Consider the following 25,007-nt stretch of genomic DNA (forward strand, 5'->3'; position numbering starts at 1 on the left):
GTGGGGGTGGGAAAAGCGCGGGGTGGACTGGAAGTAGCCTATCTATGTGGAAGATCTCTTCGGGAACGGGCCAGGAAACGACGACGACGATGGTCCCGTCGCGCCGGAAAGCACAGGGTCCAGGGGGCAGGGGGCGCGGAAACAGGGCTCGCCGCGGAGCCCGCTCGCGGTGCGCATGCGGCCCCGCACCATGGACGAGGTGGTGGGCCAGCAGCACCTGCTGGGCCACGGATCGCCGCTGCGCCAGCTGGCAGCCGGGGCAGGCGCGGACGCCGCCGGTCCGGCCGGCCCCAGTTCCCTGATCCTGTGGGGCCCTCCGGGTACCGGCAAGACCACCCTGGCGCACGTCATCGCCCGCGGCCCCGGACGAAAATTCGTGGAGCTCTCCGCCATCACCGCGGGCGTCAAGGATGTCCGCCGCGTCATGGACGACGCCCTGACCGCCCGCGACCTGTACAAGACCACCACGGTGCTGTTCCTGGACGAGATCCACCGGTTCAACAAGGCCCAGCAGGACGCCCTGTTGCCCGGCGTCGAAAACCGGTGGGTTGTCCTGGTGGCTGCCACCACCGAAAACCCGTCCTTCTCCGTGGTCTCACCGCTGCTGTCCCGCTCCCTGCTCCTGACACTCAAGCCACTGACGGACGCTGACATCGAAGGCCTCCTGGTACGGGCCGTGGAGGACCACCGCGGACTGGGCGGCAAGGTCCGGCTCAGTGACGAAGCCCTGGAACACCTGGTCCGGCTCTCCGGCGGTGACGCCCGCCGGGCGCTAACCGCCCTGGAAGCCGCTGCCGGCGTCGCATTCGGTGACGCGGACGACGTCGAACGTTCCGTGGCGGAGGAAGGCGCACCGTCCGAACCTGCCGGCGAAGAGCCGGTCACCGTGGAGCTTCGCCACACAGAGCGCGCCCTGGACGCGGCCGCCGTCCGCTACGACCGCGCCGGCGACCAGCACTACGACGTGGCCAGCGCGTTCATCAAATCCATCAGGGGTTCCGACGTGGACGCGGCCCTGCACTACCTCGCCCGGATGCTCGAAGCGGGGGAGGACCCCCGGTTCGTGGCCCGGCGGATCGTCATTTCCGCGGCCGAGGACGTGGGCATGGCGGACCCCACCGCGCTGCAGACCGCCGTGGCAGCAGCACAGGCGGTGCAGCTGATCGGCATGCCCGAGGGCCGCATCATCCTGGCTGAGGCCGTGGTCCACCTCGCCACCGCCCCCAAGTCGAACGCCGCCTACATGGGCATCAACAAGGCGATCGCGGACGTGCGGGCCGGTCTCGGCGTCGGAATTCCCGCCCACCTCCGCGACGCCCACTACCCGGGCTCCAAGCCGCTGGGCCACGGCGTCGGCTACAAGTACGCCCACGACGCCCCGCACGCAGTGGCCACCCAGCAGTACCCGCCCGACGACCTGGTGGGCCGCGACTACTACCAGCCCACCGGCAACGGCGCTGAGCGGGACATCGCCCAACGGCTGGAACGCCTCCGCCGGATTGTCCGGGGCACCTGAGGGCATGGTAAGCTGAATCTTTGTCTGGCAAGGCGCAGACGCACAATCTCCCCAATTCACGTTGGAACGGTTATGCCCTGTGCCCAGTAGCAAAAGGCAGCGGTTGGCCGATGCTCTCCATCGTGGAGGCCAGTAACACTGACACACCGCAGATATTGGAAGGACACAAGTGGCTAACAACACTCGTGCTCGCCGTCAGGCCCGCCTCTCGCGGTCCCTCGGCATTGCTCTGACCCCCAAGGCCGCCAAGTACATGGAGCGCCGCCCGTACGGCCCCGGTGAGCATGGCCGTGCCCGCAAGAAGCAGGACTCCGACTACGCCGTACGTCTGCGCGAAAAGCAGCGCCTGCGCGCCCAGTACGGCATCCGCGAAGCACAGATGACCCGTGCCTTCGAAGAAGCCCGCCGCACCAAGGGCCTGACCGGTGAGAACCTCATCGAACTGCTCGAAATGCGCCTTGACGCCCTGGTCCTGCGTGCCGGCTTTGCCCGCACCATCGCCCAGGCCCGCCAGCTGGTTGTGCACCGCCACATCATGGTTGACGGCGTCCGCGTTGACCGCCCGTCGTTCCGCGTCGGCGAGGGCCAGCTGGTCCACGTCCACAGCCGCAGCGAGACCATGGTTCCGCTCCAGGTTGCCGCAGCCGGGGCCCACCGCGACGTCCTGCCTGCCGTTCCGGCCTACCTGGACGTCAAGCTGGAAGCACTGCAGGCCCGCCTGGTCCGCCGTCCCAAGCGTTCGGAAATCCCGGTGACCTGCGAAGAACAGCTCGTCGTCGAATTCTACGCACGCTAAATCACAGCAGCGTACCCAAAGGAGCCCGTGGCAAGCGCCGCGGGCTTCTTTGTATGTAAGGTACTTGGGGGACATCTGCGCGGCGCCCCCGCGGGCGCGCGCAAGTTGGAACCCAACCACGGAATTTCGAGGAGATGAACGTCTATGTCTGGTGGCGATATTGCCGGCCTGATCGCTGCCGGAGTGTTCGCGCTCCTGGTCCTGCTGCTTGCGGTCCCCATCCTGAAGCTTGGAAAAGTCTTCGATGAGGTGCGCACCACCATCAGGTCCCTCAGCGACGGCGCCGCCCCCCTGATGGACGAGGTCTCCGCCACCGTCTCCACCACCAACCAGCAGCTGAAGAAGGTTGACGGCATCTCGTCCAACGTCTCGGATGCGTCCGCCAACATCGCGGCGCTGTCGTCGCTGGTCGCCGCCACGGTTGGATCTCCGCTCATCAAGGTTGCCGCCTTCAGCTACGGCGTCCGCAGCGCCTTCGCCAACCGCCGGAAGCCCGCCGCCGGGCGCCGCAGCCGCTAGATTCGGGAACGCACATGAAAAGAATTGTCTGGATGGGAATCGGCGTGGCCATCGGTGTCATTGCCTTCCGCAAAGTGAGCCAGGCCCAGTCCAGCCTCGGGCCGGAGGGCCTCAACCGTACGGTGGGCCGGCTGGCCGACGGAGTGTACGACTTCGCCGATGCCGTCCGCGCAGGCATGCGGGAACGGGAAACCGACCTCAGGACCGCGCTGGGCATCGAATCCGCGGAAGTGGTCCGCCGCTAAGCCCCCAGGGGCATCACGCAGGCAGCCAGCCAATATCCGGCAGGTCCCCGTTACGGGACCGCCACTTGAACGTCATTCCCGTGCCGCCCCCGGCGCGGACCAAGAAGGGTAAGAAAACAGCTCATGAAGTCGCAGGAGATCACAAAGCGCTGGGTGGACTTTTTTGTCAGCAAGGGCCACACCGCGGTTCCCTCCGCATCGCTGGTCTCCAGCGACCCCTCGCTGCTGTTCACGGTGGCCGGCATGGTTCCGTTCATCCCCTACCTCACTGCCCGTGAGGAAGCACCCTACTCGCGCGCCACCAGCGTCCAGAAGTGCATCCGCACCGGCGACATCGAGGAAGTGGGCAAGACCGCCCGGCACGGCACGTTCTTCCAGATGTGCGGCAACTTCTCCTTCGGTGACTACTTCAAGGAAGACGCCATCAAGTTCGCCTGGGAGCTGCTCACCAAGAGCGTTGACGACGGCGGCTACGGACTTCCGCCCGAGCGGCTGTGGGTGACGGTCTACGAAGAAGACGACGAAGCCGAGGAACTGTGGCTGAAGAACACCGGCGTTCCCGCTGAGCGCATCCAGCGCATGGGCAAGTCGGACAACTACTGGTCCACCGGCCAACCCGGCCCGGCAGGTCCCTGTTCCGAGATCTACTACGACCGCGGTCCGGCCTACGGCGTTGAAGGTGGCCCGCTGGCCGACGAGACCCGCTACATCGAGATCTGGAACCTCGTGTTCATGCAGTACCAGATCGAAAACGTCCGTTCCAAGGTGGACTTCGACATCGTCGGCGAGCTGCCCAAGAAGAACATCGACACCGGCCTGGGCATGGAACGCCTGGCCATGATCCTGCAGGGCGTCGAAAACATGTACGAGACCGACCAGGTCCGTCCGGTGATCGACAAGGCCGCCGAGCTCTCCGGCAAGGAGTACACCTCCGCAGAGTCCGAGGACGACCCCCACCACACGGACGACGTCCGCATGCGCGTGGTGGCAGACCATATCCGGTCCGCCCTGATGCTGATTTCCGACGGCGTGACCCCCTCCAACGAGGGCCGCGGCTACGTCCTGCGCCGCCTGATCCGCCGGGCCGTCCGCTCCATGCGCCTGCTCGGCGTCGAACAGGCGTGCCTGCCGGACCTGCTGCCCGCCTCACGCGACGCCATGAAGGGCGTCTACCCTGTGGTGGCCACCGACTTTGACCGGATCAGCCGCATCGCATATGCCGAGGAGAAGGCCTTCCTGCGCACCATCGCCTCCGGCACCGCCCGGCTCGAAGACGCCGTCAAGGAATCGAAGGCAGCCAACCAGCCGCTGTCCGGCGAGGACGCCTTCGCACTGCACGACACCTACGGTTTCCCCATAGACCTCACCCTCGAAATGGCCGAAGAAGCCGGGCTGAAAGTGGATGAGGCAGCCTTCCGCAGCCTGATGCAGGAACAGCGCCAGCGCGCCCAGGCCGATGCCAAGGGCAAGAAGGGCGGCCACGCGGACGTCAGCGTCTTCCAGGAACTCCTTGGCCAGGGCGAGACGGTCTTCACCGGCTACACCGAGCTTGAAGGCGAGTCCCGCGTCCGCGGCCTGCTCAGCGCCGGCCGCCAGGTCCAGCAGGCAGCCACCGGAGACGAGATTGAACTCGTCCTGGCGGAAACCCCGTTCTATGCCGAGGCCGGCGGCCAGGCCGCGGACACGGGCCTGATCACCGGCGACGGTTTCGTCGTCGAGGTCCTTGACGTCCAGCGCCCCATCAAGGGCCTGAGCGTGCACAAAGCGATTGTCCGCGAGGGCGAAATCGGCGCCGACTCGCTGGTGCGCGCCGCCGTCGACCGTGAACGCCGCCATGCCGCCGAGCAGGCCCACACGGGCACGCACATTGTCCACGCCGCCCTGCACCAGATCCTGGGCCCGGAAGCCACCCAGCGCGGTTCCTTCAACAAGGCCGGCTACCTGCGCTTCGACTTTGCCTGGGGCGAGGGCCTGAGCACAGCCACCCGGTCCGAGATCGAAGAGGTTTCCAACCTCGCGATCCGCAACAACTACTCCGTGGAAACGAAGATCATGGGCCTGGCCGAGGCCAAGGCCATGGGCGCCATGGCACTCTTCGGCGAGAACTACGGCAGCGAAGTGCGCGTCGTGGAAATCGACGGTGCCTGGTCACGCGAACTGTGCGGTGGCACCCACGTCGCCAACACCTCGCTGATCGGCAGCCTGTCCCTCCTGGGCGAACAGTCCGTGGGCTCAGGCAACCGGCGCGTGGAAGCCTTTGTCGGCATGGAGGCATTCCGCCACCTCGCCGCGGAGCGTGCCCTGGTGACCGAGCTGACGGACCTGCTGAAGGTGCCCTCCGGTCAGCTCGCCGACAGGATCTCCGCCACCCTGGCCAAGCTGAAGGCTACCGAGAAGGAACTCGACCGGCTTCGCAAGGAACAGCTGACCGCTGTTGCCGCGCAGCTGGTTGACACCGCCAAGGATGCCGCCGGCGTCCGGGTGGTGGCCCACGATGCAGGATCCGTCAGCGGCGCCGACGACCTCCGCGGCCTGGCCCTTGACCTGCGCAACCGCCTCGGCTCCACGGCTGCCGCGGTTGCCGTGGCAGGCGTCGCCAACGACCGCCCGCTGATCCTGGTCGCCACCAACGAGGCAGCCAGGGAGGCCGGCGTCAAGGCTGGTGCCCTTGTCCGCGTCGCTGCCGGCGTCCTCGGCGGCGGAGGCGGCGGCAAGGACGATGTCGCCCAGGGTGGCGGCACCGACGCCGGGAAGGTCGGCGCTGCCCTGACCGCCGTCGTCGACGCCATCGCGGGGCGATAACCCAGCCATGACCGATGCTGTTGCTGCCGGCGGCTACCCCCAGGGCGTGAAACTGGGGGTGGACGTCGGCACCGTCCGCGTAGGGGTGGCCATCTGCGACCGGGACTCCATCCTGGCCACGCCGTACAAGACCCTCGACCGGAATGCCAGAAAGAACTCCGACGTACGCGTCATCGCCAAACTGGCGGAGGAGCTGGGAGCCGTGCAGGTCATCGTTGGCCTGCCGCGGACCATGAAGGGCGAGGAACACTCCTCGGCAAGGATGGCCACGGACTACGCACTGCTCCTTGCGGGAGAACTTGCCACCCGCGGCCTGGCGGTCCCGGTCAACCTGGTGGACGAACGGCTCAGCAGTGTCTCAGCCCACCGCAACCTGCACGAAGCTGGCATGAGCAGCAGGGATCACCGTAAAGTAGTTGATCAGGTCGCGGCGGCGGGGATTCTTCAGCACGCCATCGACATGCAGAAAGCCAGGGGAGCGGATGTCGGCTCACGCGTGACAGCGCCGTCCCCGTCCGTGGACCTGGGGGCCGGTGGGGCGGACCAGCCCGTCCGCGCCATCGCCGTAGACACGGCCCAATCTTCACATCATGGAAGGCAACAGTGAGCCCTGCCAACATTGACGACACCTCCGGTCCGCTGGACCCCGGGACCGGGAGGCCGCTGACCCGCAAGGAAATGCGGGCCCGGGAGAAGAGCCTCAACACCGGCGGCCACGACGCCGTGCCCGAGCAGGCCTATGAGACCGGCGACGTCCCTCCGCCGCCGGCAGCGCCACCGGCAGCCGGCGATTCCGCAGCCGAGCCGACGTTCGCTCCGCTCCCTGCTGCGGGCGATGTTCCGGCAGAGCCGGAATCCCCTCCGTCCATCCATGACGAGGAGCCGGCACACGGTTCCGCCGGCCACCACGAGGACGCAGTGCACCACGACGACGCAGTGCACCACGAGGACGCAGTCCATCACGACGACGCCACTCATCATGAGGACGGCCAGCACCCCCTCGACAGCTACGACGCCGTCGCGCACGACCACCAGGAAGGTGTGCACGAGGACTATGCGTACCACCCCGGCACCGAGTACCACGCAGACGCTCCCCACCCCGACGAAAGCCACGACCTGCTTCCTGGCGCATCGGAAGCCCCGGTAGTGCGGCCGTCCAAGAAAGTCAGGCGCCGCCGTCGCCTCGTTGCCCTGTTCCTGACCCTGGCCGTTTTCGTGACCGCCGTTGCCGTGGGGGCGCAGTTCCTCAAGCCCCTCCTGGGCAGCGGCAAGCCGTCGGACTTTCCCGGACCCGGATCCGGTGAAGTCCAGGTGACCGTCGCAAGCGGGGAAGGAACCCGCTCGGTGGCCAACGAGCTGGAGAACCAGCGGGTCGTGGCCAACGCGGATACATTCATGCAGGCATTCCACGCCTCCGGCGGAACCCTGTCACCGGGGGACTACACCTTCAAGACGGAAATGAAGAACTCGGACGCCGTCAACGTGCTGCTCGGCAAGGACAAGACCAAAGTCATCTACTTCGCCTTGAGCGCCGGACTGCGGATCGGAGAATCCCTGCAGGCTATTTCGGAAGGGTCCGGTGTGTCCGTGCAGCAGTTGCAGGCACTCAGCAACGAGCCGGCCCAGTTTGGCCTGCCCGCCAACGCCAAAAACCTTGAAGGCTACCTGGCGCCGGGCGAATACCGGTTCCCGCTGGGCACACCCGCCAAGGACATCCTGCAGGCCCTGGTGAAGGCCACCACCGACGAGCTGGTTTCGCAGGGCATTACCGATCCCGCCAAGCAGTACGAGGCCGTCATCGTGGCAAGCATCGTCCAGGCCGAGGGAGGCCAGGCCGATTACGGTGATGTGGCCGGCGCCATCTACAACCGGCTCAAGCCCAACGACCAGACCGGCGGTTTCCTGCAGGTCGACTCCGCCGTCACCTACGGTCTGGGCACCAGGAGCTTCAACTTCACGGACGAGCAGCGGCAGGACAAATCCAACCCGTACAACACCTACGCGAACCCGGGGCTGCCGCCGGGACCCATTGGCTCACCCGGCAAGACGGCCATTGACGCCGCCGCCCGGCCCAAGGCCAATGACTACCTGTATTGGGTGACCATCAACCTGGACACCAAGGAAACCAAGTTCGCCAAAACGCTTGCCGAACACAACGCCTTCGTAGAGCAGTACAACGCGTGGTGCCAGGCCAACCCGGGCCGCTGCACGTGAGCCTGCGGGCCGCCGTCCTGGGCCACCCGATCAGCCACTCCAAGTCCCCGGCCCTGCACCTCTCCGCCTACGGGCGGCTGGGGGAGGGCATCAGTTACACGGCCATCGATGTTACTGAGGACCTGCTGCCGGCCTTCATGCGCCAGATCCGCAACCAGCCGGGCTGGCGCGGGCTCTCGGTGACCATGCCGCTGAAGACCGCCATGCTCAGTGAGGTCGATGAAGTTCGGGGCGTGGCACGGACCCTTGGCGTGGTGAATACCGTCACCTTCGAGGAGTCCGCGGGCAGCGTGCGGACTGTGGGGTCCAATACCGACGTCGCGGGCATCGTCAACGCCTTGCGCCACGCCGGTACCCGGTCGGCACCGTCTGCCGCCATTCTGGGCGGCGGGGGAACAGCGGCGTCGGCCGTGGCGGCCCTGAAGGAACTCGGCACGGACACCGTGCAGGTTTTCGTCCGGGACGCGTCCCGGACAACAGAAGTCCGTTCAGCCGCCGACAGCCTGGGTGTGGCCCTTGAGGTGCGCCCCCTGGCCGGGGCCGCCCGCGCCACGGCGGAATCCGACGTCGTCATTTCAACCCTTCCGCCCCGCGCGGCTGACGGGCTGGCCGCCGATATTGCGGCGTTGAAAACCCGGACACCCGGCGTCCTGCTGGACGTGGCCTACGATCCGTGGCCCAGCCTGGTCGCCTCCGTGTGGCAGGTGGGCGGCGGCGCGGTAGTGCCGGGCCTGGAGATGCTGCTCTACCAGGCCGTGGAACAGGTGCGGCTCTTCACCCGGCGCGGGGAAGACGTTAATGCAGCTGTCATAGATGTGATGTGTGACGCAGTCGGCCTTGCCCGACGGGCGTTGTGACCGCCCTACGTGGCAGGATGGAAATTATGCGTTGGTTGACTGCCGGTGAATCCCATGGCCCGGCTCTGATGGGAATTATTGAAGGCGTCCCCGCCGGTGTGGAAATTACCGGCGGCCACATCGCAGACTCCCTGGCCCGCCGCCGGCTCGGCTACGGGCGTGGCGCGCGGATGAAATTCGAACAGGACGTGGTCACGATCCTTGGCGGCGTGCGGCACGGCCTGACGCAGGGTGGGCCCGTGGCCATCCAGGTGGCGAACACAGAATGGCCCAAGTGGGAGCAGATCATGTCCGCCGATCCGGTGGACCCCGAACTGCTGGCAGACCAGGCGCGCAACGCGCCCCTGACCCGCCCGCGCCCCGGGCATGCGGACTTCACCGGCATGCAGAAATACGGCTTCGACGAGGCCCGCCCGGTCCTGGAGCGCGCAAGCGCACGGGAAACCGCCACACGCGTGGCACTGGGCACCGTGGCGGCGCAGTTCCTCAAGCACCTCGGCATTGAACTTGTCAGCCACACCGTTTCCATTGCCAGCGTAACCGTCCCTGAAGGCCGGCCGCTGCCGGTCCCCGGCGACGTCATTGCCCTGGACACGGACCCCTTGCGCTGTTTTGACCGCGAAACCTCGGACGCCATGGTGGCTGAAGTGGACGCCGCGCACAAAGAGGGCGAAACCCTGGGCGGAGTGGTGGAGGTCCTGGCCTACGGACTCCCGCCGGGACTGGGCAGCTACGTGCACTGGGACCGCCGACTCGACGCCAGGCTGGCTGCGGCACTCATGGGCATCCAGGCCATCAAGGGCGTGGAGGTTGGTGACGGCTTCCTGACTGCCGCACGCCGTGGCTCCGCTGCCCACGACGAAATCGTCCGGGACGGTGAGGGCCGCATTGTGCGTACCAGCAACCGCGCCGGCGGCATCGAAGGCGGCATGAGCATCGGCGATGTCCTCCGGGTCCGTGCCGCCATGAAACCCATCGCCACCGTTCCTCGCGCGCTGCGCACCATCGACGTCAGCACCGGTGAACCGGCCAAGGCCCACCACCAGCGTTCCGACGTCTGCGCAGTTCCGGCCGCCGGTGTGGTGGCAGAGGCCATGGTGGCCCTGGTCCTCGCCGAGGCCGTCATCGAGAAGTTCGGCGGTGACTCAGTGGCGGAAACCGCACGCAACATCAAGGGTTACCTGGAAAGCATCCCGGCATCCCTGGACTCGATCGGCCAGTAGTGCTCCACCGCAGCAGTCCCGGACCTCTCAGCGGCCGGCCAATAGTCCTTATCGGCCCCATGGCCGTGGGCAAGTCGGCCATCGGACAACAGCTTGCCCAGCAGCTGGGGGCCAGGTTCATTGACACGGACGCTGTAATCGTCGCAGGCCACGGCTCCATTGCCGAAATTTTCGCGGGCCGCGGTGAACACGCGTTCCGGGAGATCGAGGCCCGGACCGTAGCCGACGCCGTCGAGGAAGCCGAAGGGACCCTGACGGTCATTTCTCTAGGCGGCGGTGCAGTGCTCGATTCGGGCACGCAACAACTGATCAGCCGCTGCACGGTTGTTTACCTGGAGTGCGATGCCGCCACCGTGGCGGACAGGATCGCACGGAACTCCGGCCGTCCACTCCTTGCCGGTGACGCCATGGGACGGTGGACCACAATGTTCGCCACCCGACGGCCGGTCTACGAGAGGCTTGCCGACATCACCCTGGACGTCCGCCACGGCTCCGTACCCGAGCTGGGCGGCCGACTGGAAGCAGCACTGCGGAACCACGCAGCTGCCAAACAGGAAGTTGAAAAGTGAACACGCAATCAACAGTCATCAACGTCACCGGCGAAGGTGCCGGCAACAACTACGGCGTCGTCGTCGGGCGCGGCCTGCTTGGTGACCTTCCCGCCCTGCTCGGCGAACGCGTCCGGCGTGTCCTGGTCATCCACCCCCGCGCCCTGCGCCTCACCGGCGACACCGTCCGCGACGAGCTGGCCGCCGCCGGCTTCACGTCCCTCACCGCGGAAATTCCGGACGCCGAGGAGGGCAAGCACATCCAGGTGGCCGCGTTCTGCTGGCAGGTCCTGGGCCAGAACGACTTCACCCGCTCGGATGCCATCGTTGCCGTGGGCGGGGGAGCGGTGACGGACCTCGCCGGATTCGTCGCTGCCACCTGGCTGCGCGGCGTCAAGGTCATCCACATGCCTACCAGCCTGCTGGGCATGGTGGACGCATCGGTGGGCGGAAAGACCGGCATCAACACGGCCGAGGGGAAAAACCTGGTTGGCGCGTTCCACCCGCCGGCAGCAGTCCTGGCGGACCTGGACACCCTGGACACGTTGCCGAAGAACGAGATCATTTCCGGCCTGGCCGAAGTCATCAAGTGCGGCTTCATTGCCGATTCCGCCATCCTCGACCTCGTGGAAAAGGACCCGGCCGCTGTGGTGGACCCCCGCTCCGATGCGCTCCGTGAGCTGATTGAACGGGCCATCGCCGTCAAGGCCAGCGTGGTCTCAGAGGACCTCAAGGAGTCCGGCCTGCGCGAAATCCTCAACTACGGCCACACCCTGGGCCACGCGATCGAACTGGTGGAACGCTACTCCTGGCGGCACGGGGCAGCGGTGTCCGTGGGCATGATGTTCGCAGCCGAACTTGCCCGCAGCGTGGGGCGGCTCAGCGATGCCGACGCCGACAGGCACCGGAGCATTCTGGACGGCCTTGGTCTTCCGGTCACCTACCGGCGCGACCGCTGGCAAGGACTGCTGGACGGTATGCGCCGCGACAAGAAATCACGTGGCGACCTGCTGCGCTTCGTGGTCCTGGACGGCATTGCCAAACCGGGAATCCTGGACGTCCCGGACACGTCCCTCCTTTTCGCCGCCTACCAGGAAATTGCATCCTGATGCAGGGGGACATGAGCGGCACAGCGGACTGGCCGGAGGCCGGGTTCCCGGGGATCCGGATCAATCCGGACACCCTGCTGCCCCAGATCGTGAACGGCGATGTGGTGCGGGAGGCCCTGGCCTCTTCCACGAATCCGGCCGACAGGATCTTCGTCCTGCTGGTGGAAGGACACGCATCCGACGCCGCCGAACTGCTGGCCGAAGCCCGCTTCAAGGATCCGGAGTCGTTCCTCCTGCGCCTTTTCGAGGCGGAGGTGCTCAGCGTCAGCCACCGGATGGACCGCGCCGTGGGACTGTTCCGGCAGCTCCTCGCCGAGGCACACGGCACGCCGGGTGAAGCCTTGGCCCTGCAGTACCTTGGCAGGACCCAATACGCCGCGGGACAGACGTCCGCAGCCGTTGAATCCTTCTCCAAAGCCCTGGATCTCCGGGTGGCGCAGTCCGCCGATGCCGCCCAGATCTACTCCTCCACGGTGGCCTTGCAGCGGGCCCGTGACGTCCTGGACCTGGCCTGCTGAGCCGTCAGGCAGCTGCCCCGGAAAGGATCCCGGGATTTACCGGTAGAATGGTTGTGGAATTTTTGCATCCACGCGATTTTTGACAAACACGTGCAGGCGGGCCGTTGTGGCGTGCCCGCCCGGCATACAGCATCTGACCACGCGGCCAGACAAAGAAACCAGAGGAAACCAGTGGCAACCACTAACGACATTAAGAACGGAACGGTCCTGAAGCTTGAGGGCCAGCTCTGGAACGTCATCGAATTCCAACACGTCAAGCCCGGCAAGGGCGGCGCCTTTGTGCGGACCAAGATGCGCAACGTCATGTCCGGCAAGGTTGTTGACAAGACGTTCAACGCCGGGCTCAAGATCGAAACGGCAACCGTTGACCGCCGCGATTACCAGTACCTGTACCAGGACGGCGCGGATTTCGTCTTCATGGACACCTCCGACTACGACCAGATCACCGTGTCCGGTGCCACAGTTGGTGACGCCACCAACTTCATGCTCGAGAACCAGATGGTCAATATCGCCATCCACGACGGCAACCCCCTCTACATCGAACTGCCGCCGAGCGTTGTCCTGGAAATCACCTACACGGAGCCGGGCCTTCAGGGCGACCGCTCCTCCGCAGGCACCAAGCCCGCCACCCTGGAGACCGGGTACGAAATCCAGGTCCCGCTGTTCATTGAGAACAACACCAAGGTCAAGGTGGACACCCGCGACGGCAGCTACCTGGGCCGGGTTTCTGAGTAGTGAGCGCCCGCGGTAAAGCCCGCAGCAGGGCACTGGATGTTCTTTTCGAGGCGGAGCAGCGCTCCGTTTCGGCGTTCGACGTGCTTCGCGCACGCCGGGAAAAGACCGACCAGGTGGTCAACCCCTACACCCTGGAAATCGTTGAGGGCGTAGTCTCCCAGCAGGCCGCCATCGATGAGTTCCTGGAGACCTACTCCCAGGGCTGGACTCTGGAGCGCATGCCGTCCGTGGACCGCATCATCCTGCGCATCGGCACCTGGGAGCTTTTGTACAACGACGACGTCCCCGACGGCGTTGCGGTCAGCGAAGCTGTTGCGCTGGCCAAGACCTTGTCCACTGACGAGTCTCCGCAGTTCATCAACGGCCTCCTGGGCCGGCTGCAGCAACTGAAGCCGTCGCTGCTCGCCTAGCCACCAGCAGGACGAAACAAAAGGGCCCCGCCTGCGGCGGGGCCCTTTTGTGTTCCCGCCGCAACGGGTACTAACCGGCTACGGCCGCCCGCAGCGACAGGATGCGCTGGAGCTGCTGCCGCTCCTCGGCCTGATGGAGGGGTACTTCCCGTCCGCTGAGGATCCGTTGCCGGGTGTTGGCCAGCTGGGTGGCTGCCTTCATGAACTGCTTCATCTGCCGCTTCCGGCCCGAATTCGCAGCCCAGGCCAGGGCGGTGCGCCGGCCGCCCATGGTGGCCAGCAACTGGACTTCCGCAGGGGTGAACCAACCCGCCGCCGAGTACTCCATCAACCGCTGCCGGGTCAGGCGCTTCTCGGCCACCCGCAGGAAAATAATTCCGCCCACCGCCAGCAGGAAGATCGGCACCTGCACCACGATGTAGTCCAGCAGGAAGCCCTGGCCCATGCTGTTCCACCTGTTGTGCAGGAACATGGCCGGCAGCAGTCCCACAAAGAACGCGCCGATGGAGGCACCGGTGCGCCAGCGCCGCGCGGCGAAACCCATGACAAGGCCCGTGGTGCCCGTGAAGATGGCGTGCGCGAAGGGGGACATGACCCCACGGAGGAAAAACACCTGCGCGAAATCACTCGCCGGTGAGGCCGACTCGGCAATGGCGCGGCCAAAGTAGAGGATGTTCTCGGTAAACGCGAATCCGCCCGCGATGGTGAAGGCGAACACCACCCCGTCCACCGGCCCGTCGAACTGCCGGCGTGCCGCGAGCAGGAGGATCAGCAGGCCAAGCGACTTGGCGAATTCCTCGACAATCGGCGCCTGCACTGTTGCCATATAGGTCTGCAGGTCCGGCTGGTCAGTGAACTGGAAGGTGAGCACGAAGAACGGCTGGATCAGCAGGGTGACGGCGACGGAGACCGCCGCGCCCCACGTAAAGGCGAAAAACAACAGTCGTTTTGGCTCCGGTTCCCACCGGTCGATGATGTGGACGGCAGCCAGGACCACCGCCAGGGGCACCAGGGATGCGAGGAAACCGATCAGGAATCCTGCAGCCCCCGTGTTGGACAGCAGGAAGGGCACCACCAGGAAGAGGCTCAGGAAAGCGAGCACACCGCCGGCAATGGACAACCCCAGCAGGCCGCCGCGGGTACGCCCTGCATGCAACACCGCCGCCGGTGACTGCGCGGGCATCATGACGGACAGTGGCTGGCCCTGATGTCCCGGGGCGGCCCGGTAGTACTCCGGGTGCACGTGGCCCATCCAGCTGGGGTTGGCCTGCTGGGGCCAGGGACGGGAGTCTGCCCGATAAGGATCGTCGGGAAGCCCGGAAGGAGGTTGCTGCGGGTAGGTCGGCATACCCGAAAGCCTAAGCGGGCGTCCCCGTGCCACAAAGGATGCCGCCCCCGGCTTGGCGAATGTGATCAGCACCGCGTTCGCCAGGCAACGGCCCGGCAGGGCCCGTGTGGTAATTTTGAACAGCAAACATTCCTTTTTTAATTCCGTCCTGTGAGGCGGGGAAAGGGGAGGCGAGCGTTGACATCTGTCACCAACGCGCCGGTTCCAGCCAGGGTTGTCCTCAGCCAGGCGGACATTGACCGGGCCCTCACTCGTATCGCCCACGAGATCCTCGAAGCCAACAAGGGATCCCGGGACCTTGTCCTGCTGGGCATTCCCCGGCGCGGTTACCCGCTGGCTGTCCGGCTGGCCGAAAAGATAGCCGCCGCGGACACCACTGTTGATGCTGCTGCCATTGTGGGCCAGCTTGACGTCACCATGTTCCGTGACGACCTCTCCCACCAGGGAACCCGCCCGCCGTATCCCACCCGGCTGCCGCGCACCGGCATCGACAACAAGGTCGTAGTGCTGATCGACGACGTTCTGTACTCGGGCCGTACCATCCGCGCCGCCCTGGACGCTCTCGTGGACCTGGGCCGCCCCCGGATCGTCCGGCTCGCCGTCCTGATCGACCGGGGCCACCGCGAACTTCCCATCCGGGCAGACCACGTTGGCAAGAACCTGCCCACCTCCTCCGCCGAAAAAGTCCGCGTGCGGCTGGCGGAAACGGACACCTCGGACGCCGGGGCGCCCGTCAACGAAGTCGTGATCGAGGGCGGGGCATGAAACACCTCCTGTCCACCGGGGACCTCAGCCTTTCGAACGCCATCCGCATCCTTGACACCGCTGAGGAAATGTCTGCCGTGGGGGAGCGGGAAGTGAAGAAGCTTCCGGCACTGCGCGGCCGCACCGTGGTCAACCTCTTCTTCGAGGACTCCACGCGGACCCGCATCTCGTTCGAGGCCGCAGCCAAGCGGCTGTCGGCGGACGTGATCAACTTCGCGGCCAAGGGATCCTCCGTTTCCAAGGGCGAGTCCCTCAAGGACACGGCCCAGACCCTGTCCGCCATGGGGGCCGACGCCGTCGTCATCCGGCACTGGGCTTCGGGCGCACCGCACCGGCTGGCTGCCACCGACTGGATCGATGCCGCCATCATCAATGCCGGCGACGGTACGCATGAGCACCCCACCCAGGCCCTCCTCGACGCGTTCACCATGCGCCGCCACTGGGCCCGCCTGGCCGGGACCGATTCGCAGGGAACGGACCTCAAGGGCATGCGCGTCGCCATCGCAGGCGATGTGCTGCATTCCCGGGTTGCCCGCTCCAATGTCTGGCTGCTCCGGACCCTGGGCGCGGAAGTCACCTTGGTGGCACCGCCCACGCTGCTGCCGGTCGGCGTAGACAAGTGGCCCTGCAGCGTCAGCTATGACCTCGACCAAACCCTGGCCAACGGCGTGGACTCCGTCATGATGCTCCGCGTCCAGGGCGAGCGGATGAACGCATCGTTCTTCCCGAGCACCCGCGAATACTCACGCCGCTGGGGCTTTGACAACAACAGGCTCCGGGCCCTCGATGACCTGGGCATGACAGACACCATCATCATGCACCCGGGGCCCATGAACCGCGGCCTGGAGATCAGCGCGGCCGCAGCGGATTCGCCCCGGTCAACCGTCCTGGCCCAGGTCCGCAACGGCGTCTCCGTGCGGATGGCCGCACTGTACCTGCTGCTCTCCGGAGACACCCGGGAACCAGCCGCAACCCGGGCACCGGCCAATGCCGCAGCCCCGTCCACCAAGGAGAGCAACTGATGGCAGGCAACACCGCAACGTACCTCATCCAGGGCGCCGCCATCCTGGGCGGCGACCCGGCGGACCTGCTGGTCCGCGACGGCATCATCGCCGAGATCGGCCACGGCCTGTCCGCTGACGGCGCCACCGTCATCGACGCCGCCGGGCTGGTAGCCCTGCCCGGCATGGTGGATGTCCACACCCACCTCCGCGAACCTGGCCGCGAAGACGCCGAAACGGTGGAGACCGGCACCCGCGCCGCAGCCCTGGGCGGCTACACCGCGGTCCACGCCATGGCCAACAGCACCCCGGTCGCCGACACCGCCGGCGTTGTGGAGCAGGTCTACACCCTGGGCCAGGCGGCCGGATGGGTGGACGTCCGCCCGGTGGGCGCCGTCACCGTAGGCCTCGCGGGGGAGCAGCTCGCCGAACTGGGCGCCATGGCCGATTCCCGTGCCAGGGTGCGCATGTTCTCCGACGACGGCATTTGCGTCCACGACCCCGTGCTGATGCGCCGGGCGCTGGAATACGTCAAAGCGTTCGACGGCGTGGTGGCCCAGCACGCGCAGGAACCGCGCCTGACTGCCGGCGCACAGATGAACGAAGGTGACGTCTCGGCCGTCCTGGGCCTCACCGGCTGGCCCGCCGTCGCCGAGGAGAGCATCATCGCCCGCGACGTCCTCCTGGCCCAGCACGTCGGCTCCCGACTGCACGTCTGCCATGTGTCCACCGCAGGTTCGGTGGAGATCATCCGCTGGGCCAAGGAGCGCGGCATCGACGTCACCGCCGAGGTCACCCCGCACCACCTGCTGCTGACCGACGACCTGGTCCGCAGCTATGACCCCGTCTTCAAGGTGAACCCGCCGCTGCGCACCGACGCGGACGTCCAGGCATTGCGCGCAGGCCTGGCGGACAGGACGATCGACGTTGTGGGTACCGACCACGCACCGCACCCCAGCGAACACAAGGAATGCGAGTGGGCGCAGGCAGCGATGGGCATGACCGGGCTGGAAACGGCCCTGTCCGTGGTCCAGCACGCCATGATCGAAACCGGCCTGATGACGTGGGCGGACTTCGCCCGTGTCACCTCCACGGCAGCAGCGAAGATTGGGCGGCTGGCGGACCAGGGCAGGCCCCTCGAAGCAGGGGAGCCCGCCAACTTCATCCTGGTGGACCCGGCCGCGCGCTGGACTGTGGACCCCTTCAAGATGGCCACCATGGGCCGCAACTCGCCCTTCAAGGGCAGGGAACTTCCGGGCAAGGTGGTGGCAACCTTCTTCCGGGGGCACGCCACCGTCCTTGACGGCGCGCTCAACACGCCCCACCCGGATGCCGCTGCAACCCCGGCAGGCGCCGCCTGATGGACAAGATCCTTCCCGGCCTCGCCATGCTGGCGATTGTCGCCGTCGTGTTTGTCCTCCTTGGAATTGGCTGGCGCAACCGCCTGAAGCGCCAGTCCGACGTCGAGCAGCTGCCCCAGGTGCCCGCCGCCCCCGGGGAGCCCACCGCCGCCGCCGAGGGGCAGTACGTGGCCACCACGACGGCCGGTGACTGGCTCGACCGGATCGCCGTGCACGGGCTGGGGATCCGCACCAACGCCACCCTCGAGGTGTACCCGCACGGCGTCCTCTATGAGCGTTCCGGCGCGCCCGCCCTCTACATCCCCGCGGCGTCCCTCACCGACGTCCGGCAGGACAATGGCATGGCAGGGAAGTTCGTGGAAAAGGACGGCCTCCTGGTCATCGCGTGGACTCACGGCAGCCACGAACTGGACACGGGCTTCCGAACCCGCCGCGCCGCGGACAAGGATGTGCTGTACCAGGCCCTTCAGGAATTGATTTCGTCAGCCCCAGCGGCTGGTGCCACCAGTGGAAAGTAAGACAATGAAAGCGAATACATTGACAGCAACCACCTCCGCTCCTGTGCCGGCCCCAGCTGCGCTGGTCCTCGAAGACGGACGCATTTTCCGCGGCACCAGCTACGGTGCCTCCGGCACCGCCCTGGGCGAAGCCGTCTTCGCCACCGGCATGACCGGCTACCAGGAAACCATCACGGATCCGTCATATGCCCGCCAACTGGTGGTGCAGACGGCCCCGCACATCGGCAACACCGGTGTAAACGATGAAGACGCCGAATCGCGGCGCATCTGGGTGGCCGGCTACATTGTCCGTGACGCCGCCCGCCGCCCCTCCAACTGGCGTTCCGAGCGGTCGCTGGATGAGGAACTGGAGGCCCAGGGCATCGTGGGCATCCAGGGAGTGGACACCCGCGCCATCACCCGGCACCTGCGCGAGCACAAGACCATGCGCGCCGGCATCTTCTCCGGCGACGCGGCGCAGGGCACCGATAAGGAACTGCTCGACGCCGTCCTGGCCAGCGCCCCCATGGAAGGTTCGCGCCTGGCCGAGGAAGTCAGCGTCGACGAAGCCTACGTGGTGGAACCCAAGGACCACGGCTGGGACGGCGAACCCCGCTTCAGCATCGCGGCGATCGACCTCGGCATCAAGGCCATGACCCCGGTCCGTTTCGCCGAGCGCGGCGTCCGCGTCCACGTGCTCCCGGCCACCGCCACCCTTGACGACGTCAAAGCCGTCAACCCGGATGGATTCTTCATGTCCAACGGCCCCGGCGACCCCGCCACCGCCGACGCCCAGGTCAAGCTCCTCCGCTCCGTTCTGGATGAGAAGCTGCCGTACTTCGGCATCTGCTTCGGCAACCAGATCCTGGGCCGCGCCCTGGGCTTTGGCACCTACAAGCTCCGCTACGGCCACCGCGGCATCAACCAGCCCGTGATGGACCGCCGCACCGGCAAGGTGGAAATCACCTCCCAGAACCACGGCTTCGCCGTGGACGCACCGCTCGACGGCGCCACCCAGGCTCCGGAAGCCCGCTACGGCCGGGTGGAAGTCAGCCACGTCAGCCTGAACGACGACGTCGTGGAAGGCCTCGCCTGCCTGGACATCCCGGCCTTCTCGGTGCAGTACCACCCCGAAGCCGCGGCCGGCCCGCACGACGCCGCCTACCTGTTCGACCGTTTCATCGACCTCATGGAGGGCACCAGGGATGGCCGCAGCGCCAACCTGTCCAAGGAGCCGGTGGATGCCGCCCACCCCGCCGGCGCCGACCACAAAAACGACAACAAGACTGAGGACAAGAAGTAATGCCGAAACGTACAGATCTCAAAAGCGTCCTCGTCATTGGTTCCGGCCCGATCGTCATCGGCCAGGCCGCGGAGTTTGACTACTCCGGCACGCAGGCACTGCGCGTCCTCAAGGAGGAAGGCCTGCGCGTCATCCTCGTGAACTCCAACCCGGCCACCATCATGACCGACCCCGAGTTCGCCGACGCAACCTACGTTGAGCCCATCACCCCCGAGGTGGTGGAGAAGATCATCGCCAAGGAACGCCCCGACGCCGTGCTGCCCACCCTGGGCGGCCAGACCGCGTTGAACACCGCCATCGCGCTGGATAAGAACGGTGTGCTGGAGAAGTACAACGTGGAGCTGATCGGTGCCAACATCGCCGCGATCGAGCTCGGCGAGGACCGCGAGAAGTTCAAGGGCGTCGTGGAGCGCTGCGGCGCCGAATCCGCCCGCAGCCACATCATCCACACCATGGACGAGGCCCTGACGGCCGCCGTGGACCTGGGTTACCCGATGGTGGTCCGCCCGTCCTTCACCATGGGCGGCCTGGGCTCGGGCCTTGCGTACAACGAGGACGACCTGCGCCGGATTGTCGGCCAGGGCCTGCAGTACAGCCCCACCAGCGAGGTGCTGCTCGAAGAGAGCATCCTGGGCTGGAAGGAATACGAGCTCGAAATGATGCGGGACAAGAACGACAACGTGGTTGTCGTCTGCTCCATCGAGAACTTCGACCCCGTAGGCGTGCACACCGGCGACTCCATCACCGTGGCACCGGCACTGACCCTCACCGACCGTGAGTACCAGAAGCTGCGCGACGTTGCCATCGCCGTCATCCGTGAGGTGGGCGTGGACACCGGCGGCTGCAACATCCAGTTCGCTATCGATCCGGCCACCGGCCGCGTGGTGGTCATCGAAATGAACCCCCGCGTCTCCCGCTCGTCGGCTCTGGCCTCCAAGGCAACCGGCTTCGCCATCGCCAAGATCGCCACCAAGCTCTCGCTCGGCTACACGCTGGACGAGATCCCCAACGACATCACCCAGAAGACCCCGGCGTCCTTCGAACCCACCCTCGACTACGTGGTAGTCAAGGTTCCGCGGTTCGCTTTCGAGAAGTTCCCGGCCGCGGACAACACCCTCACCACCACCATGAAATCCGTGGGCGAGGCCATGGCCATGGGCCGCAACTTCACCGAGGCGCTGCAGAAGGCCCTTCGCTCCCTCGAGCAGAAGGGATCGCAGCTGGACTTCAGCTCCGTGCCGGAATACGAGGTGGAGGAGCTGATCGAAAAGGCCAAGCGCCCCACCACCGAACGCCTGCACCAGGTCCAGCGGGCGCTGCTGGGCGGCGCCACCGTGGAACAGCTTTTCGAGGCAACCAAGATCGACCCCTGGTTCCTTGACCAGCTGCAGCTGCTCAACGAGATCTCGCACGAAATCCGCCAGGCCGGCGCGCTCACCAAGGAAATGCTGCAGCGCGCCAAGCGCCACGGTTTCTCCGACGAGCAGATCGGCGCCCTGACCCACAACTCCGAGGCCGTGGTGCGCGGTGTGCGCCAGGCCCTGGGCATCCGGCCCGTCTACAAGACCGTGGACACCTGCGCCGCCGAGTTCGCTGCGTACACGCCCTACCATTACTCGGCCTATGACGAGGAGGACGAGGTTGCGCTGCACTCCAAGCCGTCCATCCTGATCCTTGGGTCCGGCCCCAACCGCATCGGCCAGGGCATCGAGTTCGACTACTCCTGCGTCCACGCCTCCATGGCGCTGCGCAAGGCCGGTTACGAGACCGTCATGGTCAACTGCAACCCGGAAACCGTCTCCACCGACTACGACGTTTCCACCCGCCTGTACTTCGAGCCGCTCACGCTTGAGGACGTGCTGGAGGTCATCGCAGCCGAGGAACGCACCGGCGGCGTCATGGGCGTCTTCGTCCAGCTCGGCGGCCAGACCCCGCTGAAGCTCGCCCAGCAGCTCGCCGACGCCGGCGTGCCCATCCTGGGCACCTCCCCGGAGGCCATCGACCTCGCCGAGCACCGCGGCGCCTTTTCGCGGGTGCTCGACAAGGCCGGCCTGGTCTCGCCGAAGAACGGCACCGCCGTGTCCTTCGAGGACGCCAAGACGATCGCCGACGAGATCGGCTACCCCGTCCTGGTGCGCCCGTCCTACGTCCTGGGCGGCCGCGGCATGGAAATCGTCTACGACGAGCCCAACCTCTCCCGCTACATTGCCAACGCCACCGAGATCACCCCGGACCATCCGGTACTGATCGACCGGTTCCTCGAGGACGCTGTCGAAATCGACGTCGACGCCCTCTTCGACGGCACCGACATGTACCTGGGCGGCATCATGGAGCACATCGAGGAAGCCGGCATCCACTCGGGCGACTCCGCCTGTGTCCTGCCGCCGATCACCCTGGGAGGCAACGTCATCGAGCGCGTCCGCGTGGCCACCCGGGCCATTGCTGAAGGCGTGGGCGTCCGCGGCCTAATCAACATCCAGTTCGCGCTGGCCTCGGACGTGCTCTACGTCCTGGAAGCGAACCCCCGTGCCTCGCGCACCGTGCCGTTCGTGTCCAAGGCCACCGGCGTGCAGATGGCCAAGGCCGCGGCCCTGATCGGCACCGGCGTGACCATCAACCAGCTCCGCAGCGCCTACAAGATGCTGCCGGAGACCGGCGACGGCTCCACCCTGCCGCTGGACGCCCCCGTGGCCGTCAAGGAAGCCGTGCTGCCGTTCAGCCGGTTCCGCACCCTGGAAGGCAAAGTGGTGGACTCCCTGCTCGGCCCTGAGATGCGCTCCACCGGCGAAGTCATGGGCATCGACAAGCACTTCGACACCGCCTTCGCCAAGAGCCAGGCCGGCGCCAACAACGCCCTCCCCACCGAGGGCAAGGTGTTCGTCTCCGTGGCCAACCGGGACAAGCGTTCGGTCATCATGGGTGTCAAGCGGCTCTCCGACCTCGGTTTCGAGATCGTCTCCACCGGCGGCACCGCCGACGTCCTGCGTCGCAACGGCATCCAGGCCACCCCGGTGCGCAAGGTGGCCGAAGGCAGCAGTGCCGAGGGTGAGGGCACCATCGCCGACCTCATCGTGGCCGGCGAAATCGACATGGTCTTCAACACGCCCTCCGGCGGCGAAGCCCGCAGCGACGGCTACGAACTCCGTGCCGCGGCAACGTCCATCGGCATTCCGTGCATCACCACGGTGGCCGAGTTCAACGCCGCCGTGCAGGCCATCGAGGCCATGCGTACCTACGAATGGTCCGTCACCAGCCTGCAGGAGCACGCCGCAGCCCTGGCGGAGTCGCAGAAGGCGGCCCTGCAGCATGCCTGAGCAGCTTCCCACCGCCGGCCGGGAGTCGTTTGGCTCCCGGCTCGGCGCGGCCATGGCCGCCCGCGGCCCGCTGTGCGTCGGGATCGACCCCCACCCGGCGCTGCTGAAGAGCTGGGGATTGGACGACGACGCCGAGGGGCTGCGGCGGTTCTCGCTGACCGTCCTGGAGGCCGTGGCTCCGCTCGCTGCCGCGGTAAAGCCGCAAGTGGCGCTTTACGAACGCCACGGGTCTGCAGGCATTGCCGTGCTGGAAGAGGTCCTGGCCGAGGCGCGCGATCAGTCGGTGCTCACCATCGCCGACGCCAAGCGCGGCGACATCGGATCCACCATGGCTGCCTACGCGGACGCGTGGCTGCGGGACGGGTCTCCGCTTGCCGCCGACTCCGTCACGTTGAGCCCCTACCTCGGCTTCGAGTCCCTGCGCCCGGCGCTGGAACTCGCGGCCGCCACCGGGCGCGGCGTGTTCGTCCTGGCCCTCACCTCCAACCCGGAGGGCGCCTCGGTGCAGCACGTGGGCGGACGTGACTCCGTGGCCCGCAGGATCACCCAGGCGGCAGCTGCAGAGAACTCCCGCTACGAGGGGGCCCTGGGCTCGGTGGGCCTGGTCGTGGGAGCCACCGTGGGCAGTGCCCTGGCGGACCTGGAACTTGACCTGGCAGCGGTCCGCGGGCCGATCCTGGCGCCCGGGCTTGGCGCCCAGGGGGCTACGCCCGACGGGCTCCGGGCAACGTTCGGGGACGCTTACCCGCGGGTCCTGGGAACGTCCAGCCGTGACATCCTGGCGGCGGGACCCGAAACCCGCGGCCTGCGCGAGGCCGCCCTGCGCACGCTGGACGGGTTGCGGGGCCGCTAGGCCGGCAATTGGCCCAATGCATTGATTCACACTGCAGCAGAGGGTAGTTTCAGGACAGGTCCAAGGGCGGCCGCCCTTGGATGAATCCGCCGACTCCGGGGGTGTCCGTCATGGTCCTGCGACCTTTATCCGCGACTGAGAGGGCCGATGCCCTGGGCAAGGCGGCAGCAGCCAGGGCCACCCGGGCCGCCGCCAAGGAGAGCCTCCGGAACGGCGACAGGTCCGCGGCGGACATCATCAGTTCCGCGCTGGAGGACGACGCCCTGGCCCGCATGCGGGTTTCCGAACTCCTCGAAGCCCTCCCGGGCATCGGAAAGGTCCGGGCCGCCGCCATCATGCAGCAGCTGGGCATTGCCACGTCCCGCAGGGTCAGGGGCCTGGGCGTCCACCAGCGCCGCGCGCTGGTAGATTTTATAGACGAGCACTGAGGCAGGCAGCGCCTGTCCTTCCCCAACCGCGGCAAAAGGAATACGTGAGCAAGAAACCGGGACTGACAGTCCTCGCAGGTCCGACGGCTGTTGGCAAAGGCACCGTGTCCACCTACATCCGGGACAACTACCCGGAAGTCTGGCTTTCGGTCTCAGCCACCACCCGGGCGCCCCGGCCGGGCGAAGAAGACGGTGTCCACTACTTCTTCAAAACCAAGGACGAGTTCGAGCAGCTTATTGCCGAGGGGGAGCTGCTGGAGTGGGCCGTCGTCCACGGCCAGAACACCTACGGCACCCTCAAGAGCACCGTCAACGCCGCCATCGCCGAAGGCCGCTCGGTGCTGCTGGAAATCGATCTCCAGGGTGCGCGGCAGGTCAAGGCAGCCGTTCCGGACGCCCAGTTCGTCTTCCTCGCCCCGCCCACCTGGGACGAGATGGTCCGCCGGCTGGTGGGCCGCGGCACCGAAACCCCCGACGAACAGCAGCGCCGGCTGGAAACCGCTAAACTGGAACTTGCTGCTGAACCGGAGTTCGACCACACCGTCATAAACGACGACGTCCGCCGGGCAGCGGACGAGCTTGTTTCACTCATGGGGCTGACTCCGCATCCACACCTGCCGGAACCGTCAGCCCGCTAGGAATTTG

Annotated in this window: 24 protein-coding genes; 23 read left to right on the forward strand and 1 reads right to left on the reverse strand. The window is 66.8% G+C overall.

Translation table 11 applies throughout. The features are described 5' to 3' along the window. The first annotated feature begins 46 nt into the window (after window positions 1-46). The 14 genes from HNO81_RS12700 (at window position 47) to nusB (ending at window position 13,492) form a co-directional block, all read left to right on the forward strand. Window positions 47-1,516 carry a replication-associated recombination protein A gene (locus HNO81_RS12700; RefSeq protein WP_175318478.1) on the forward strand — a complete coding sequence of 490 codons (1,470 nt, stop codon included), beginning with the start codon at window positions 47-49 and terminating at the stop codon, window positions 1,514-1,516. A 169-nt stretch (window positions 1,517-1,685) separates the two neighbouring features. Continuing rightward, complete coding sequence (gene rpsD, locus HNO81_RS12705) at window positions 1,686-2,312, forward strand: 30S ribosomal protein S4 (RefSeq protein ID WP_009357431.1); 627 nt, start codon at window positions 1,686-1,688, stop codon at window positions 2,310-2,312. Between the two features lie 144 nt (window positions 2,313-2,456). Next, complete coding sequence (locus tag HNO81_RS12710; protein ID WP_175318479.1) at window positions 2,457-2,831, forward strand: DUF948 domain-containing protein; 375 nt, start codon at window positions 2,457-2,459, stop codon at window positions 2,829-2,831. Window positions 2,832-2,845: 14 nt separating this feature from the next. After that, complete coding sequence (locus HNO81_RS12715; protein ID WP_254703451.1) at window positions 2,846-3,076, forward strand: DUF6167 family protein; 231 nt, start codon at window positions 2,846-2,848, stop codon at window positions 3,074-3,076. Between the two features lie 123 nt (window positions 3,077-3,199). Further along, the gene (gene alaS / locus HNO81_RS12720) at window positions 3,200-5,878 is read left to right on the forward strand and encodes an alanine--tRNA ligase (protein ID WP_175318480.1); all 2,679 of its coding nucleotides are present in this window, start codon (window positions 3,200-3,202) and stop codon (window positions 5,876-5,878) included. A gap of 7 nt (window positions 5,879-5,885) precedes the next feature. Next, window positions 5,886-6,485, forward strand: coding sequence for a Holliday junction resolvase RuvX (gene ruvX / locus HNO81_RS12725; protein WP_175318481.1), 600 nt, complete (start codon window positions 5,886-5,888; stop codon window positions 6,483-6,485). Then, window positions 6,482-8,092 (forward strand): endolytic transglycosylase MltG, encoded by a 1,611-nt coding sequence (gene mltG, locus HNO81_RS12730; protein WP_175318482.1) that lies wholly within the window; start codon window positions 6,482-6,484, stop codon window positions 8,090-8,092. Before ruvX ends, mltG begins: the two co-directional genes overlap by 4 nt. Then, window positions 8,089-8,949 (forward strand): shikimate dehydrogenase, encoded by an 861-nt coding sequence (locus tag HNO81_RS12735; protein WP_175318548.1) that lies wholly within the window; start codon window positions 8,089-8,091, stop codon window positions 8,947-8,949. Before mltG ends, HNO81_RS12735 begins: the two co-directional genes overlap by 4 nt. Before the next feature lie 23 nt (window positions 8,950-8,972). Then, window positions 8,973-10,172, forward strand: a complete 1,200-nt coding sequence (gene aroC / locus HNO81_RS12740; protein WP_175318547.1) for a chorismate synthase — start codon at window positions 8,973-8,975, stop codon at window positions 10,170-10,172. Next, complete coding sequence (locus HNO81_RS12745) at window positions 10,172-10,741, forward strand: shikimate kinase (RefSeq protein WP_175318483.1); 570 nt, start codon at window positions 10,172-10,174, stop codon at window positions 10,739-10,741. The genes aroC and HNO81_RS12745 overlap by 1 nt, the downstream gene beginning before the upstream one ends. Then, complete coding sequence (gene aroB / locus HNO81_RS12750; RefSeq protein WP_175318484.1) at window positions 10,738-11,829, forward strand: 3-dehydroquinate synthase; 1,092 nt, start codon at window positions 10,738-10,740, stop codon at window positions 11,827-11,829. Before HNO81_RS12745 ends, aroB begins: the two co-directional genes overlap by 4 nt. After that, window positions 11,829-12,347 carry a tetratricopeptide repeat protein gene (locus HNO81_RS12755; RefSeq protein ID WP_175318485.1) on the forward strand — a complete coding sequence of 173 codons (519 nt, stop codon included), beginning with the start codon at window positions 11,829-11,831 and terminating at the stop codon, window positions 12,345-12,347. The genes aroB and HNO81_RS12755 overlap by 1 nt, the downstream gene beginning before the upstream one ends. Window positions 12,348-12,518: 171 nt before the next feature. Continuing rightward, a complete protein-coding gene (gene efp, locus HNO81_RS12760; protein ID WP_141160347.1) occupies window positions 12,519-13,082 on the forward strand; it encodes an elongation factor P in 564 nt (187 codons plus the stop codon). After that, a complete protein-coding gene (gene nusB / locus HNO81_RS12765) occupies window positions 13,082-13,492 on the forward strand; it encodes a transcription antitermination factor NusB (protein WP_141160348.1) in 411 nt (136 codons plus the stop codon). The genes efp and nusB overlap by 1 nt, the downstream gene beginning before the upstream one ends. A 70-nt stretch (window positions 13,493-13,562) precedes the next feature. Here nusB and HNO81_RS12770 read toward each other — a convergent pair whose 3' ends face one another. Then, window positions 13,563-14,840 (reverse strand): PrsW family intramembrane metalloprotease, encoded by a 1,278-nt coding sequence (locus tag HNO81_RS12770; RefSeq protein ID WP_175318486.1) that lies wholly within the window; start codon window positions 14,838-14,840, stop codon window positions 13,563-13,565. A gap of 177 nt (window positions 14,841-15,017) precedes the next feature. On the opposite strand from HNO81_RS12770, the gene pyrR reads away from it, so the two are divergent. The 9 genes from pyrR (at window position 15,018) to gmk (ending at window position 25,000) form a co-directional block, all read left to right on the forward strand. Further along, window positions 15,018-15,605: a bifunctional pyr operon transcriptional regulator/uracil phosphoribosyltransferase PyrR gene (pyrR, locus tag HNO81_RS12775; RefSeq protein ID WP_175318487.1), complete on the forward strand. Its 588-nt coding sequence runs from the start codon at window positions 15,018-15,020 to the stop codon at window positions 15,603-15,605. After that, window positions 15,602-16,627 (forward strand): aspartate carbamoyltransferase catalytic subunit, encoded by a 1,026-nt coding sequence (locus HNO81_RS12780; protein WP_175318488.1) that lies wholly within the window; start codon window positions 15,602-15,604, stop codon window positions 16,625-16,627. The genes pyrR and HNO81_RS12780 overlap by 4 nt, the downstream gene beginning before the upstream one ends. Next, window positions 16,627-17,967 (forward strand): dihydroorotase, encoded by a 1,341-nt coding sequence (locus tag HNO81_RS12785; RefSeq protein WP_175318489.1) that lies wholly within the window; start codon window positions 16,627-16,629, stop codon window positions 17,965-17,967. The genes HNO81_RS12780 and HNO81_RS12785 overlap by 1 nt, the downstream gene beginning before the upstream one ends. After that, window positions 17,967-18,485: a hypothetical protein gene (locus tag HNO81_RS12790; protein ID WP_175318490.1), complete on the forward strand. Its 519-nt coding sequence runs from the start codon at window positions 17,967-17,969 to the stop codon at window positions 18,483-18,485. The genes HNO81_RS12785 and HNO81_RS12790 overlap by 1 nt, the downstream gene beginning before the upstream one ends. A gap of 4 nt (window positions 18,486-18,489) precedes the next feature. Beyond that, window positions 18,490-19,767: a glutamine-hydrolyzing carbamoyl-phosphate synthase small subunit gene (carA, locus tag HNO81_RS12795; protein ID WP_175318491.1), complete on the forward strand. Its 1,278-nt coding sequence runs from the start codon at window positions 18,490-18,492 to the stop codon at window positions 19,765-19,767. Next, window positions 19,767-23,081 carry a carbamoyl-phosphate synthase large subunit gene (carB, locus tag HNO81_RS12800; protein ID WP_175318492.1) on the forward strand — a complete coding sequence of 1,105 codons (3,315 nt, stop codon included), beginning with the start codon at window positions 19,767-19,769 and terminating at the stop codon, window positions 23,079-23,081. Before carA ends, carB begins: the two co-directional genes overlap by 1 nt. Continuing rightward, window positions 23,074-23,934, forward strand: coding sequence for an orotidine-5'-phosphate decarboxylase (gene pyrF / locus HNO81_RS12805; protein ID WP_175318493.1), 861 nt, complete (start codon window positions 23,074-23,076; stop codon window positions 23,932-23,934). Before carB ends, pyrF begins: the two co-directional genes overlap by 8 nt. 110 nt (window positions 23,935-24,044) lie before the next feature. Then, window positions 24,045-24,362, forward strand: coding sequence for an integration host factor, actinobacterial type (gene mihF, locus HNO81_RS12810; protein ID WP_175318549.1), 318 nt, complete (start codon window positions 24,045-24,047; stop codon window positions 24,360-24,362). Between the two features lie 44 nt (window positions 24,363-24,406). Beyond that, window positions 24,407-25,000: a guanylate kinase gene (gmk, locus tag HNO81_RS12815; protein WP_175318494.1), complete on the forward strand. Its 594-nt coding sequence runs from the start codon at window positions 24,407-24,409 to the stop codon at window positions 24,998-25,000. Window positions 25,001-25,007: the final 7 nt, after the last annotated feature.

This window comes from Pseudarthrobacter sp. C4D7, from assembly GCF_013359725.1.
Taxonomy (GTDB): Bacteria; Actinomycetota; Actinomycetes; order Actinomycetales; family Micrococcaceae; genus Arthrobacter.

Bases quoted from the DNA above. Each gene is read 5' to 3' on its own strand.
- HNO81_RS12770 (WP_175318486.1), bottom strand. From the start codon at position 14,840: ATGCCGACCTACCCGCAGCAACCTCCTTCCGGGCTTCCCGACGATCCT.
- alaS (WP_175318480.1), top strand. From the start codon at position 3,200: ATGAAGTCGCAGGAGATCACAAAGCGCTGGGTGGACTTTTTTGTCAGC.
- HNO81_RS12710 (WP_175318479.1), top strand. From the start codon at position 2,457: ATGTCTGGTGGCGATATTGCCGGCCTGATCGCTGCCGGAGTGTTCGCG.
- HNO81_RS12780 (WP_175318488.1), top strand. From the start codon at position 15,602: ATGAAACACCTCCTGTCCACCGGGGACCTCAGCCTTTCGAACGCCATC.
- HNO81_RS12755 (WP_175318485.1), top strand. From the start codon at position 11,829: ATGCAGGGGGACATGAGCGGCACAGCGGACTGGCCGGAGGCCGGGTTC.
- HNO81_RS12790 (WP_175318490.1), top strand. From the start codon at position 17,967: ATGGACAAGATCCTTCCCGGCCTCGCCATGCTGGCGATTGTCGCCGTC.
- mihF (WP_175318549.1), top strand. From the start codon at position 24,045: ATGGTCCTGCGACCTTTATCCGCGACTGAGAGGGCCGATGCCCTGGGC.
- HNO81_RS12785 (WP_175318489.1), top strand. From the start codon at position 16,627: ATGGCAGGCAACACCGCAACGTACCTCATCCAGGGCGCCGCCATCCTG.
- HNO81_RS12715 (WP_254703451.1), top strand. From the start codon at position 2,846: ATGAAAAGAATTGTCTGGATGGGAATCGGCGTGGCCATCGGTGTCATT.
- carA (WP_175318491.1), top strand. From the start codon at position 18,490: ATGAAAGCGAATACATTGACAGCAACCACCTCCGCTCCTGTGCCGGCC.
- carB (WP_175318492.1), top strand. From the start codon at position 19,767: ATGCCGAAACGTACAGATCTCAAAAGCGTCCTCGTCATTGGTTCCGGC.
- pyrF (WP_175318493.1), top strand. From the start codon at position 23,074: ATGCCTGAGCAGCTTCCCACCGCCGGCCGGGAGTCGTTTGGCTCCCGG.
- ruvX (WP_175318481.1), top strand. From the start codon at position 5,886: ATGACCGATGCTGTTGCTGCCGGCGGCTACCCCCAGGGCGTGAAACTG.